Origin of the sequence: Texcoconibacillus texcoconensis, assembly GCF_014202575.1 — a bacterium.
Taxonomy (GTDB): domain Bacteria; phylum Bacillota; class Bacilli; order Bacillales; family Salisediminibacteriaceae; genus Texcoconibacillus; species Texcoconibacillus texcoconensis.
In genome coordinates, this window is the sequence record NZ_JACHHB010000002.1 from 120,277 (window position 1) to 133,425 (window position 13,149).

Below are 13,149 nucleotides of genomic sequence, written 5' to 3' on the forward strand. Positions count from 1 at the left end.
TCAGCTCCACAAACCGTTGCTGAATTGGATCTTCAGACTGCGCTTATCCTTTGTCGCCGCCTTTCGTTTCAATCAGTTTCAAAACGAACGTTGACCTTCGTGATAATTGATTAAATTCGTGATGTTTGTTAAAACCCTTCATTATGAAATTGGTTCGTGTTGATAAATAAATATCCTCTATAGTTTTCTAATTATTGAAACTAAACTTTATTTTTCGACATAATATGATAAGATTATCAAGTGCTTTGCCAATAGAACTAAGGGGGATAAAAATGTTCCGAAAAATTAGAACAAAAATGATTATATCTTTTACCGTACTTATTTTGCTCATTTTAATTTCAATTTCTAGTATTTCCTTCTTTTTAACAAAAAACGCTATTGAAGAAAATGCTCAAGAACAAGCCAATGCAACAGTTCAGGAAATGGAGACGGTTACCAATTTGTACTTAGACCAATTCAAACAAAATATAGATAGGTACAGTAGCAATGATTTAATTATCGAACTTTTAAAAGACGAAAATTTAACGACTTTTGAGGATCCCTCTGATCTAGCATCAATCATAGAAAATGACTTTGAGAAATATTTGCAATCTTATCCGAATGTGACACTTTCTTATATCGCTTCTGCGGACCAAACGATGTACACAGTTCCTAGTGTAGATTTATCTTCCGATTTCGACCCGACAACTCGTCCGTGGTACGAAGAAGCGACTGATAATCCTGATGAAGTGATTTTTACTGAGCCCTATATTGACGAAACAACTGAGGAATATGTTTTAACCATCTCAAAAGCGATTAATGATCCCGAAACTGACGAGCTATTGGGTGTTGTCGCCAATGACTTAAGCTTAGAATCTCTTGAGAATATTATTAGTGAAACCATCGTTGGTTATGAAGGGTATCCTTTTTTACTTGATCATCAAGGGATGGCATTGGTTCATCCAACTGAAAGAGGAAACAACTTAATAGAACAAGATTTTATCGAATCGATCTATGAAACCGAAGATCAAGGATATTTTGGTTATACATACGACGGTGATGATCATTTTCTAGCATATGAAACCATCGACGAAACAGGTTGGAAAGTCGGAACCGTTTATTTAGAGGAACATTTACTTGAAGAGGCTAACCAATTGCTAAACATTACGGTCATTATATCTATAATTGGGCTTATCATTGCATTAATCTTTGTATACTTCTTGTCTCAAAGTATGACAAAACCTTTAACCCGGTTAAAAGACGAAGTAAATAAAGTTGCTGACGGTGATTTGACCGTTCACGTTCAATCTCACTCTAAAGATGAAATTGGCGAGCTTGCCACCCATTTTAATGAAATGGTCAATAATATGAAGAAGCTCATTTCTTCTGTTGATGAAGCTATTTCAGACGTTTCGCAAGCATCTGAGAACTTAAGTGCGATGTCAGAAGAAACAACAGCCTCTGGCGAAGAAGTAGGAAAGGCCATCGCTGAAATTGCTGACGGTGCAAGTCAGCAAGCTTCTGAAATTGAAGAAGCAAACAAAAAATCGATGACATTATCTCATCAAATTGAGGCCGTAAACGAGAAAAACAACAAAATGAATAACTTATCGAACGAAGCAAATGAATCCAGTCAACAAGGGGTTACACAAATTGAGACCTTACAGGCGAAAACAAACGAATCTAACGAAGTGATTCAATCAGTAAACAATGTCATGTCTCATTTAGTATCTAAAATGAAAGAAATTGAAAGCATTATCGAAACGATCAATAGTATTTCTGAACAAACCAACTTACTAGCATTGAACGCTTCCATTGAAGCTGCTCGAGCGGGTGAACACGGGAAAGGATTTGCTGTTGTCGCTGATGAAGTTCGAAAATTAGCCGAGCAATCATCAGATGCGACACAACAAGTTCGCCAAACGATCGTAGGTATACAAGAAGAAACAACGAATGTCCATAAAGAAATGGAACGTTCGACTAAAATTTCAAGTGACCAATTGCAGGTGGCTTTCGACACAGAACAAGTCTTCAATTCAATTAACGATGTATTAAATAAAATTGCATTATCTATTGATAATATTAGCTATGAAATCAACAACATGAATCAGTCTAAAGATGATGTTGTTGGATCTTTACAAAACATTTCCGCTGTTGCGGAAGAATCGGCAGCCTCAACAGAAGAAATTTCTGCATCATCGGATGAACAAATTAAAGCCATTTCATCGATCTCAAGTTCTGCTGAATCTTTGAATGAATCGAGTCATAAATTAAATGAAATGATCAAAGTATTTAAAACCTAAATAGCCAACAGAAAACCCCAAATGATGTATAAAAAGGTGAATACATCAATGGGGTTTTCTTAATTATACTTCGTTTCACCATGATGACACCAAGTTGATTTCGATCAAAACATTTTATAACCACACTCACTATGACAGCTCCAAAAAGAAAATCAATATTGATAAAAGGATAAACAGCCCCCCGGAAATGTAATCGACCTTGTCTTTAATCAGTCGGATACTGATCAAATTGCCAAACCGTGAACCAACCCATATAAATAGCAAGCTTGTTGAAAACGCTAAAAAACCTGTAAGTATAATTGGGTAGCCTGTAAGCCCTCCTGAAAACCCAGCGGCAAATGAATCAACACCTAGTGCCAAGCCTAAGATGATCGAAGCTTTCCAACCAAATGAAACTTCCTGTTCTCCCTCTTCATGATCACCTTTTTTAAGCCCTTGCCAGATGAACCAGCAGCCAATTCCTGCAAAAACAGCTGTCCCAAAATAAATCGGGATGATCCCTGGTAAAAAGCCAGTCGCTTGGGTTCCTATGATAATACCTAAAGACATCGTCAATCCAGATAACACGGCGATGACCCAAATGACCCGCCACGGAATACGCCCTTTCAAACCTAGAGCGACACCTGCAGCCAAATCATCAATATTTGAAGCGATCGCTAACAAAATAAGCTGCCATAGCAAAGAAATCACACCCTAAATCTTCGACTTGTTAAACAATTATTTCAGCGTTCGTGAAACAATAACCATTGGACAAATTGAGATTTTATTATCTCCATTTTAACACCTTGAAGAGGGACAGTCCCACTTCATCGAATTAAAGTGAAGAAGTGGGACTGTCCCTCTTTAATCAAGTGAAGTGTATTTATTTCTTACATTTGGATACTTTAAAAATAAGGAAATCGTTTAATGTAAGGAGGATTTACAATGCCATCAAGACGGCACGTGATATTTAATCTAACTATAATAATAATCCCGTGGTTATCAATGATATTTATAGGTAAACGCCATTTCAAAAGATATTTTTTAGCAAGTTCTGTTATAGGTGTGTTTGAAATCATCAATCATTTCTATGCTCACAAGCAGAATTGGTGGACATTTTATGACAAACCAAAATCATTAATGAAGGATGAGCTCCCCTTTGATATCGGTCCTTACATGCCCCTTTCAATGTGGATACTAAAATATTCATACGGAAACTTTAAAAAATTTGCATTACTAAATGCTCTTGTTAATGGAATTTTTGCGTTTTGTGTCATGCCTTTTCTAAAACTCATTAAAATTGTTCGTTTAAAGCGAATCAATTATTTTCAATTCTTTATTTATATTCACTACAAAGCTTATCTATTGTATGGCGTACAGTATTTGTTTGAAAAAGTAAAAATGAAGTATCCATAAGAATTGCAGTGTTCCAAAAGCGATTTTATCAAGGAAATATTTCCATTAATTCACTTTGGGTCATAACACCCTTGACCATTTCCACATTACTAGTTCGAGTATGATTAGAACCATTGATAAAACAGTTCCCCTGAACGAAACGTTCATTCAAGGTACCGGGACAGTCCCACTTTCGCACTTTAATTCAAGGAAGTGGGACTGTCCCTCTTTCACGCTTTACACCGCTGGTCTTGCTTCCAAAACTACTTTCTTAACTTTCGGAGCGATAAGGGCCGCCGCTACAACGACGCCTGTATCAATTGGCAAATAGGCGGCCATCCATGACCAGGTAAGAAGGTAATTAAAACCTCCAGGAGCTTCAAACCAAAGCGTATATGCGGCATACATGTAATGAGCTCCGATCAGGTAGTTCAAGAACAACCCGCATGCGCCTGCGAAAAGGTATGTACGAATGGTTGGATCGCTCTTTCTTTCAACCACTTTCCCCACAGCATAGGCAACGGCTATAAAAGAAACGACAAAGCCAAATGTAGGGCTGATTACATGCCCGATACCTCCTTTAAATTGAGCAAAAACGGGCATGCCAACCAAACCAATAAGCATGTACAAAGTCATGCTAGCTGCACCAAGCCTACTTCCTAGCAATACCCCTGCAAGAATGGCAAATAACAATTGAAAAGTAATAGGAACTCCGCCAATTGTTAAGTAAGCGGAAACGTTCGCTCCTATGGCCATAAGCGCTGCAAACATAGCAGCAAGCGTCATATCAATCGGACGCCAAGGTTGTTTATTCACGATTACCCCTCCCATTGTAAACAATTTTCACCATCAAGTTAACAATGATTGTAACAAATATTCTTACATTTGTTGATAGATAACAAAGATAATGTTAACTTATATTAAACAATAGTTTACATTGATCCGAAACGGAAAGCGGGTGATGAATTGAACCATTTATTTATTACTGGCACAGATACTGAAGTAGGCAAAACGGTTGTCACGAGTCTTCTTTTCAAATCTTTTATCGACAAAGGCATATGTGTTCGCCCCTTTAAACCGATCCAAACAGGGGCGTATAAAGAGGGGAACACCTTGATTGCGCCAGATGTTGCGTTTTACCAAAAAATCAAAATGATCGCTAGAGAAAAAGCGACTCATTATCTCTTTGAACCTGCTTGCTCTCCTCACCTGGCCGGTAGGATGGCAAACACTCATATTGATATCGAAACGATAAAGAAAACTTACGTTGAATTGTCCCAAAATTATGAATCCATTCTCATCGAAGGGGCTGGGGGCCTTGCCGTTCCTATTAATGAATCAGCCGATATGGCTGACCTTGCCAAACTGTTAGACGTGCCCATCGTAATTGTCTCCAGGCCAAACCTCGGAACGATTAATCACACGCTGCAAACTTTTTATTACGCACAGAGTAAAGGACTAGAAGTTGCTGGTGTCATTTTTTCAAAGGTTTCTCGCCAACGAACTGACATAGAAGAAGAAAACATTCGATTTATTGAAGAAAGAATGCCAGTGCTAGGGTGTATACCCGATGTCAAAAACATAGACGAAAAACTTGCTGATGAAAACATTGCCCTGGAACTAACGGCTCATTTGAATATCGACAAACTTCAAAACCATTTGTAGAGGTGAAAAATCATGACTGATGCAAACAAAGTAATGGAATTAAGTAAAGAATACTTATGGCTTCCTTTTACGCAAATGAAAGACTACGAAAAGGATCCACTTATCATTGAAGAAGGCGAAGGGATCAAACTAAAAGATATTTACGGGAAAGAATATTATGATGGCTATTCTTCTTTGTGGGTAAACGTACATGGTCACAGAAAACAAGAAATTGATGATGCAGTAAAAGAGCAGCTTGATCGTATTGCTCATTCTACATTGCTAGGAGCTACAAACGTCCCTGCAACCCTTTTGGCAGAGCGACTTATCCAGATTTCACCGCCTAACTTACAGCGAGTATTTTACTCAGACAGCGGAGCCGAAGCGATTGAAATCGCACTGAAAATGGCTTTCCAATATTGGTATAACAACGGCAATGAGAAAAAAACAAAATTTGTTACGTTTTCAGACGGCTATCATGGAGATACGGTGGGCGCGATCAGCGTCGGAGCAGTAGATTTATTCCACAAAATCTACAACCCTCTCATGTTTAATAGCTTTAAAGTCCCATTCCCGGATACGTACCGCCATCCAAGTGATGATCCACAAGAGGTCATGCGAGAATCATTAAGTGCTTTGAAGGAGACATTGGACAAACACCATGAGGAAATTGCCGGCTTAATTATGGAGTCGAAAATCCAAGGGGCAGGCGGAATGAAAATTATGACTGATGGATTTTTTAAAGAGGTAGAAAATCTATGTCGTACTTACGGAATACTGCTTATTGTAGATGAAGTAGCCACAGGCTTCGGGAGAACAGGAAAGATGTTTGCCGTCGAGCATGAAGAAATCCGCCCAGATATCATGACCGTGGCAAAAGGAATCACAGGCGGGTATTTACCGATTGCCGCTACAATCACATCCGAGGAAGTACACCAAGCCTTTTATGACGATTACACAAAGCTAAAAACCCTTTTTCATGGGCATTCTTATACAGGAAACCAGTTGGGCTGCGCCGCTGCATTAGCCAATCTTGACCTTTTCGAAAAAGAAAATATTGTAGCGAGCGTAGAACAAAAAGCAAGTGTTGTTCAGGAAGCATTGAAGCCCGTAGCTGAACAAGCAGGTGTTGGCGATGTACGTCAGTTAGGACTCATGTGCGGAATCGAACTCTCTAAAGACAAAATAACAAAAGAACCTTTTCCATTTGAAGAAAGAATGGCTTACCATACCACTTTAACCATGAGAAAAAACGGAATGTTGACACGCCCCCTCGGTGATACGGTCATCTTTATGCCACCATTAGCCGCAGAAGAATCAGACCTAAAAGCAATGGTTGGCATTATCGAAAAATCAATAGAAGAAACAATCACAGACTGAGGGACAGTCCCACTTACGCGAGTTAAAGCGTTGAAGTGGGACTGTGAAGTGGGACTGTCCCTCTTACGTGAGTTAAAGCACTAAAGCGGGACTGTCCCTCTTTAACACAGATTTGCAGGATTTAACTGTCTGCCGTTTCTTGCTCATTTTTTCATCCATATACTAGAACAAACTGACAGATTCAGGTGATAACATGGAAGCATCAACAAAACGCAAACCTTACACTGGTGTGCATGTAAGAAAAAAAGAAATCAAACAGTTACTTTCGGGGAACGGATGCAAAAAACTAAGAAAGCTTCAAGAAATGAAATTCTAGCTTATCATGTTTCTGATCGTATCACGTTAGACATCGCAACCAGTACAATCCATAAATTAATGAACAACAAAAAAGTTACACTACATAAGGATGCCTTTATCCATTCAGATCAGGGAAGCCATTACACGAGCCCAAGATATCAAAAGTTATTAAAAAAATACGGTTTAGGTCAATCCATGTCTCGGAGAGGGAACTGTTGGGATAATGCACCGCAAGAATCTTTCTTTGGTCATTTAAAAGATGAAGTCGACTACCAATCAGTCAGAACTCTAAAAGAATTAAAGTCAAAAATAAATCACTATATGGTTTACTATAACAATTATTGATATCAATGGAACTTAAAAAAGATGACCCCTATCCAATATAGGAATCATCTTCAAGTAGCTTAATCTCTTTTTTTATCGTGTCCTTGACACGGGTACCAGTTTATAAAGCCGTCCTTTTTTTCGTTATTTCTATTTCTCAAATTTATTTCTATAACGCCCTCTTAATCTAAAAAGATAGACTAAAACAATATAATGATTCAACTTATCCATCGTAGAAGAAACGTTTAAATGAATAGAGTGTCGTATCACGATTTAAGTACCCTAAAGTTTTTGTCAAAGGAACTTCTTTCGGGCAAACTTCAACACAATTTCCTGAATTCCCACAAGAAGTAATTCCTCCTTCTTTCATTATTTCATCTAACCTCATAGGTTCCTGCATTTTTCCTGTAGAATGAGTGTTAAAAAGTTTAACTTGAGCTATTGGGGCAGGGCCCATGAACGTTGATTTATCATTTACGTTAGGACAAGCTTCAAAACAAAGACCACAGGTCATACATTTACTGAGTTCATAGGCAAACTGTCTTTCTCTTTCATTCAATCTAGGGCCTGGACCAAGATCCTGGGTCCCGTCAATTTCAACCCAAGCCTTAACTTTCATTAGTGCCTCGAACATCCTTTTACGATCAACAATCAAATCTCTTTCAACTTCAAATGTATTTAAAGGAGCTAAATGAATAGGTTGTTCGAGTTGATCAACCAATGTTGAACATGCTTGCCGAGGTTCTCCATTCACAAGCAAAGAACAAGCACCACAAACTTCTTCTAAACAAATTGACTCCCATTGAACTGGTAAAGTTTCTACACCTTTTTTATTAACTGGGTTTTTACGAATTTCCATTAGTGCTGATACAATGTTCATACTAGGACGGTAATTAACCTCAAACTCTTCTACATAAGATTCTGAATTAGGTCCGTCCTGTCGTTTAATAATAAGGTGCACTGTCTTTCCATTTTCAGTCATTACTTAGCACCTGCCTTTCCACCCGTATAATCCCGTTTACGTGGTGTAATCATAGATGTATCTACATCTTCATATGAAAATTGAGGCTCTCTAGAACTTGCATCAAAGCTTGCCATTGTTGTTTTTAACCAATCTTCATCGTTACGGTCCGGAAATTCAGGCTTATAATGAGCTCCGCGACTTTCGTTCCTTAAATAAGCACCTTGGGTAATAGCCTTTGCAAGATCCATCATACCTTCTAACCCTCGAACAAACGAAACCGCATGATTGTGCCACTTCAAAGAATCCTGAATATTAATTTGTTTGTATCGTTCCATGAAATCATTGAGAACTTCATCCGTTCGCTTTAGATTGTTATTTTCACGGACAACCGTAACATTCTCCGTCATAACTTGACCCATTTCCTGATGGAGTTTATATGCATTTTCCTCTCCATTCATACTGAGAATCCCGGAAATCTCCTCTTCATCAACCTTTAACTGGTCGTCAAAGATCTTTTCTGATAATCCATTGGTCGATTCTGTTAATCCTTTTGCATACCGTACAGCTTCAGGTCCAGCTACCATTCCACCATAGACAGCAGAAAGTAATGAGTTAGCTCCTAGACGATTAGCCCCGTGTTGAGAATAATCACATTCACCTGCGGCAAATAAACCTGGGATCGATGTGTGTTGCTGATTATCAACCCAGATTCCACCCATAGAATAATGAACTCCTGGGAAAATCTTCATTGGTACTTTTCTTGGGTCATCTCCCATGAACTTCTGATAGATTTCTAAAATTCCACCTAATCTTACATTTAAATAGTCGGTGTCAATATGCGAAACATCTAAATACACCATATTTTCATTGTTAACACCTAATTTCTGATTAACACATACATCAAATATTTCACGGGTGGCTATATCTCGTGGAACAAGATTTCCGAATGCCGGATATTTTTCTTCTAAAAAATACCAAGGTTTGCCGTCCTTATATGTCCATACTCTTGCCCCTTCACCACGAGCTGATTCACTCATAAGACGCAATTTGTCATCTCCTGGAACGGCTGTTGGATGAATTTGAATAAATTCACCATTTGCATAAGATGCACCTTGACGATATAGTTTACCAACAGCTGCTCCAGTATTAATTAATGAATTAGTGGACCTTCCAAATATCATACCAGGACCACCACTTGCCATGATCACAGCGTCTCCTTTAAACGCACGCATATTCATGGAAAGAAGCTCTTGCCCTGTAACTCCACGACACACACCATCTTCATCTAAAATGGCAGATACGAAGTCCCACCCTTCAAATTTCTGAACTTTACCTTCTGCTTCATATTTCCTCACTTGCTCATCTAGAGCATAAAGAAGTTGCTGACCTGTTGTTGCACCTGAAAATGCAGTTCTACGATGCTGTGTTCCACCAAACCTTCTTAAATCTAAAAGACCTTCCGGCGTCCGGTTAAACATAACACCCATACGATCAAACATATTGATAATGTGCGGAGCAGTTTCACACATTCCCCAAACTTGTTTTTGATTGGCAAGAAAGTCTCCACCATAGATCGTATCTTGGAAATGTCGTTCCGGCGAATCATCTTCACCTTTTGTATTTAAAGCTCCATTGATTCCGCCTTGTGCACAAGCAGAATGGGACCTTTTCACTGGTACAAGGGATAATAGATCCACATCCATTCCCATTTCAACTACTTTAATTGTTGCCATTAGGCCCGCTAATCCGCCACCTACAACGACAATTTTCTGTTGCGCCATTTGATATCCTCCTTCTAAAGAATTTCTTTTTAGACAAATGCAAAGATTGCTACGATACCAATTGCAGATAATAATATAAATAAGGTCACCGCTATAAACTTACCTAATCTTTGTGATTTTTCACTTACTGTAATTCCCCAAGTTATTAGCATTGTTCGTACACCATTAGCAAAGTGGAAAATTGTCATTAACGTACCTACAATAAAAAACACCAAATAAATTGGATTTTTAACAAGGTTGGCTATCATATCGAAATTAACTTCTGCACCAAAAGTCGCAGGAACCCTCGTTGTCGCCACATGCCATATGATGAACAATAGCGCAATAATTCCAGATAATCTTTGTAAATAGAAATACCAATTTCTTTCATAACGATAAGACGAAATATTATTTTTTGCTTCACGACTTATAAAAATGCCATATATTCCATGAAATAAAATCGGTATATAAATCACAAATATTGCTAGAATGGTATTGAAAGGTAAACTCCCCATAAAAGCAGCCGCTTCATTATAAGCTTCCTCTCCTAAGATGGCAGTAAAATTAACACTTAAATGAATGATTAAAAAAACACCAATTGGGATTAATCCTGACAAAGAGTGCACCTTTCTCCAGAAATATGTTCGGTCTTGTTTCACAATCATCACCTCATCTTCTATTAACTAGCAAATAAATTTATTAGTTGATTCTCACCGTTCTCCTTATTTGTTTCCTGTTATAGTACTTTGTTTTCTTTCAATAACTTGATGACCTCTTTATTTCGTGATTCTTTTCTAACCATCCCTTTATATACTTTTCTTATAAATCATCTCCTTTATTTTTTGTACATTTTGTGAATCCAATCACAAATCAGAGTAAAAAAATTTGATTGACCAATCATTTCTTGATTTAAATTTATCTCAATCTATTGGTTCTGAACAGTTATTGAAAATTAATTAAGTGTAAATTAATTAAAGAAATTGATTCTAGTATCCTTTCGCTTTCATTAGTTACAAAAGGGTAATTCGAGGAAAACTGAGTATTAATGGTTATTCTTGCAACCAGGGCACTGACAAAATGATAGATCTCATAAATGAAGTAAAGTAAACCAGAAATTACTAATAACTCAGTGAAGATCACAGTTTTCCCTCTTCATTTTCCCTTTCTTTTCTGGCTTGCACTGAAATCCCTAGACCCTTTCATCAAATCAAAAACGCCTAAGGTTAGAAGATTGTTCATTGGTTAAACCCTTTTTTATCGTGTAATTTTAAGAGGAGGAATGTCTTTACGCAGAATTTCTATTCAGCAGTGTTCGTAAATATTACATGATAAGGTTTGGTGTTCAATGATCGTCTTCATCTACCTTAGGCACTCTCGTACAACCCAAACGGAAAGAACTTTTCATTTGTTTTTCAAATTCGCATGATGATTTTACAGTTACTTTAACTACCAATTAGCAAGGCAGTTTTAAAATGTATCAACCTGTTACAACATTAATTAGACTCAATCTACTACCTTATATTGTTCTACACCTAGCTCATAAAGGTTATTTCCTTCGCTATCTATAGCAACAATACACGGATAATCTTCTACTTCTAATTTTCGAATCGCTTCAGGCCCTAGATCATCATAAGCGACAACTTCTGCACTTTTAACTGAATCTGCAATTAAAGCTGCTGCACCACCAATTGCCGCGAAATAAACTGCGCTATGTTCTACCATTGCATCAATAACTTCCTTACTACGTGGCCCTTTACCAATCATCCCAGTTAGCCCTTTTTCGATTAGCCTTGGTGAATATGAATCCATTCGACTACTAGTCGTTGGACCACATGAACCAATAACTTTTCCAGGCTTAGGCGGTGTTGGACCTGCATAATAAACAATTTGATTCTCTAAACTAATTGGTGGTTCATTACCTTCAACTAGATCTGTCACAATGTTTTTATGAGCAGCATCCCGCGCAGTGTAAATCACACCAGATAAAGAGACGCGATCACCACATTTTAAATCTTTTAATTTTTCTTTTGTTAAAGGTAAAGTAATAGATTTAACATTAGACATTGATAGTACCTCCTTCACCAGTTAGTGTTATTTCTTTATGTCGTGCTGCATGACAATTCAAATTAACAGATACAGGTAATGTTGCTATGTGTGTTGGATATGCTTCAATATGCACTGCCAATGCTGTTACTTTCCCTCCAAACCCTTGTGGGCCAATACCAAGCTTGTTAATTTCCTCAAGTAATTCTTCTTCTAACTGTCTATATCTTGGATCCGGATGTGGTTCTCCTGCAGTTCTAGATAATGCCTTCTTCGATAAGAAAGCGGACTTATCCATCGTTCCTCCAATACCAACACCCACAATAACTGGTGGACAAGGGTTTCCACCTGCTTTAGCTAGAGAATCAACTACAAATCCTTTTATCCCTTCAAGGCCGTCAGCAGGCTTTAACATTTTTAAGAATCCCATATTTTCACTACCAGCACCTTTTGGTAGTATTTGAATCTTTACATTGTCACCAGGAACAATGTCTGTATGAATCAATGCTGGTGTATTATCACCTGTATTTACTCTTTCAAATACAGGATCTTTTACGACTGATTTTCTTAAATATCCATCTGTATAACCTTGTCTCACACCTTCATTGATCGCATCTGTTAATGCACCACCAACAATGTGTACATCTTGTCCAACTTCAACAAAAACGACCGCTACCCCTGTGTCTTGACACATCGGTACATTCTCATCTCGAGCAACTTTAATATTTTTCTCGATTTTTTCTAAGCTGTACTTTCCAAACTCTGATTCTTCCTCTTTTGCAGCTTGTTGAATTAAACCTTCAACTTCATGTGGTAAATCATTCGCTGCATCAATACATAATTCTCTAACTGCTTCTGTAATTTTTTCTGTCGTTACTTGTTTCACTTAAAAACACCTCCGTTTAGTCATCAAGCATTTTTGAAGTTCGCTTACCTTTGTATGAATAAAAGGTTTTTTTCAATTCGAGTAAGATGTTGATAAAACCCTTCTCTTCTAGTTATTAATTGTGTATTTGATGGTGCTAGGCATGAATGAAGAGATAAGAGTCTGGAAAATTTCTCAAGCAATCTGACCTCCCTC

General features: G+C 37.7%; 11 protein-coding genes and 1 pseudogene. 5 read left to right on the forward strand and 7 right to left on the reverse strand.

Annotated elements, in window-relative coordinates:
* The first annotated feature begins 272 nt into the window (after positions 1-272).
* Positions 273-2,282, forward strand: coding sequence for a methyl-accepting chemotaxis protein (locus tag HNQ41_RS02655; RefSeq protein WP_184662878.1), 2,010 nt, complete (start codon positions 273-275; stop codon positions 2,280-2,282).
* Between the two features lie 129 nt (positions 2,283-2,411).
* Here the strand turns inward: HNQ41_RS02655 and HNQ41_RS02660 are convergent, their stop codons facing one another.
* Positions 2,412-2,963 (reverse strand): manganese efflux pump MntP, encoded by a 552-nt coding sequence (locus HNQ41_RS02660; protein ID WP_184662879.1) that lies wholly within the window; start codon positions 2,961-2,963, stop codon positions 2,412-2,414.
* A gap of 243 nt (positions 2,964-3,206) precedes the next feature.
* Between HNQ41_RS02660 and HNQ41_RS02665 the strand changes: the two genes are divergently transcribed.
* A complete protein-coding gene (locus HNQ41_RS02665; RefSeq protein ID WP_184662880.1) occupies positions 3,207-3,677 on the forward strand; it encodes a hypothetical protein in 471 nt (156 codons plus the stop codon).
* A 216-nt stretch (positions 3,678-3,893) separates the two neighbouring features.
* Here the strand turns inward: HNQ41_RS02665 and HNQ41_RS02670 are convergent, their stop codons facing one another.
* Entirely contained in the window at positions 3,894-4,487 is a 594-nt protein-coding gene (locus tag HNQ41_RS02670; RefSeq protein ID WP_184662881.1) for a biotin transporter BioY, read from the reverse strand.
* Between the two features lie 135 nt (positions 4,488-4,622).
* Between HNQ41_RS02670 and bioD the strand changes: the two genes are divergently transcribed.
* The 3 genes and pseudogenes from bioD to HNQ41_RS02685 form a co-directional block, all read left to right on the forward strand.
* Positions 4,623-5,321, forward strand: coding sequence for a dethiobiotin synthase (bioD, locus tag HNQ41_RS02675; protein WP_184662882.1), 699 nt, complete (start codon positions 4,623-4,625; stop codon positions 5,319-5,321).
* Positions 5,322-5,333: 12 nt separating this feature from the next.
* The gene (bioA, locus tag HNQ41_RS02680; protein ID WP_184662883.1) at positions 5,334-6,680 is read left to right on the forward strand and encodes an adenosylmethionine--8-amino-7-oxononanoate transaminase; all 1,347 of its coding nucleotides are present in this window, start codon (positions 5,334-5,336) and stop codon (positions 6,678-6,680) included.
* Positions 6,681-6,977: 297 nt separating this feature from the next.
* Positions 6,978-7,385 (forward strand): annotated as a pseudogene (locus HNQ41_RS02685) (IS3 family transposase); the annotation flags it as partial.
* Between the two features lie 139 nt (positions 7,386-7,524).
* On the opposite strand, the gene sdhB reads toward HNQ41_RS02685, so the two are convergent.
* The 5 genes from sdhB to HNQ41_RS02710 all read right to left on the reverse strand — a co-directional run bounded on the left by sdhB (position 7,525) and on the right by HNQ41_RS02710 (position 12,954).
* Positions 7,525-8,283, reverse strand: coding sequence for a succinate dehydrogenase iron-sulfur subunit (gene sdhB / locus HNQ41_RS02690; protein ID WP_184662884.1), 759 nt, complete (start codon positions 8,281-8,283; stop codon positions 7,525-7,527).
* The gene (gene sdhA / locus HNQ41_RS02695) at positions 8,283-10,046 is read right to left on the reverse strand and encodes a succinate dehydrogenase flavoprotein subunit (protein ID WP_184662885.1); all 1,764 of its coding nucleotides are present in this window, start codon (positions 10,044-10,046) and stop codon (positions 8,283-8,285) included. The genes sdhB and sdhA overlap by 1 nt, the downstream gene beginning before the upstream one ends.
* A 29-nt stretch (positions 10,047-10,075) precedes the next feature.
* Complete coding sequence (locus tag HNQ41_RS02700) at positions 10,076-10,690, reverse strand: succinate dehydrogenase/fumarate reductase transmembrane subunit (RefSeq protein WP_221301825.1); 615 nt, start codon at positions 10,688-10,690, stop codon at positions 10,076-10,078.
* Between the two features lie 838 nt (positions 10,691-11,528).
* Entirely contained in the window at positions 11,529-12,089 is a 561-nt protein-coding gene (locus HNQ41_RS02705) for a Fe-S-containing hydro-lyase (RefSeq protein ID WP_184662887.1), read from the reverse strand.
* Entirely contained in the window at positions 12,082-12,954 is an 873-nt protein-coding gene (locus tag HNQ41_RS02710) for a fumarate hydratase (RefSeq protein WP_184662888.1), read from the reverse strand. Before HNQ41_RS02710 ends, HNQ41_RS02705 begins: the two co-directional genes overlap by 8 nt.
* Positions 12,955-13,149: the final 195 nt, after the last annotated feature.

Coding starts and splice junctions, on each gene's coding strand:
- sdhB (WP_184662884.1), bottom strand. CDS start 8,283: ATGACTGAAAATGGAAAGACAGTGCACCTTATTATTAAACGACAGGAC.
- sdhA (WP_184662885.1), bottom strand. CDS start 10,046: ATGGCGCAACAGAAAATTGTCGTTGTAGGTGGCGGATTAGCGGGCCTA.
- HNQ41_RS02700 (WP_221301825.1), bottom strand. CDS start 10,690: ATGATTGTGAAACAAGACCGAACATATTTCTGGAGAAAGGTGCACTCT.
- HNQ41_RS02705 (WP_184662887.1), bottom strand. CDS start 12,089: ATGTCTAATGTTAAATCTATTACTTTACCTTTAACAAAAGAAAAATTA.
- HNQ41_RS02655 (WP_184662878.1), top strand. CDS start 273: ATGTTCCGAAAAATTAGAACAAAAATGATTATATCTTTTACCGTACTT.
- bioA (WP_184662883.1), top strand. CDS start 5,334: ATGACTGATGCAAACAAAGTAATGGAATTAAGTAAAGAATACTTATGG.
- HNQ41_RS02665 (WP_184662880.1), top strand. CDS start 3,207: ATGCCATCAAGACGGCACGTGATATTTAATCTAACTATAATAATAATC.
- HNQ41_RS02670 (WP_184662881.1), bottom strand. CDS start 4,487: ATGGGAGGGGTAATCGTGAATAAACAACCTTGGCGTCCGATTGATATG.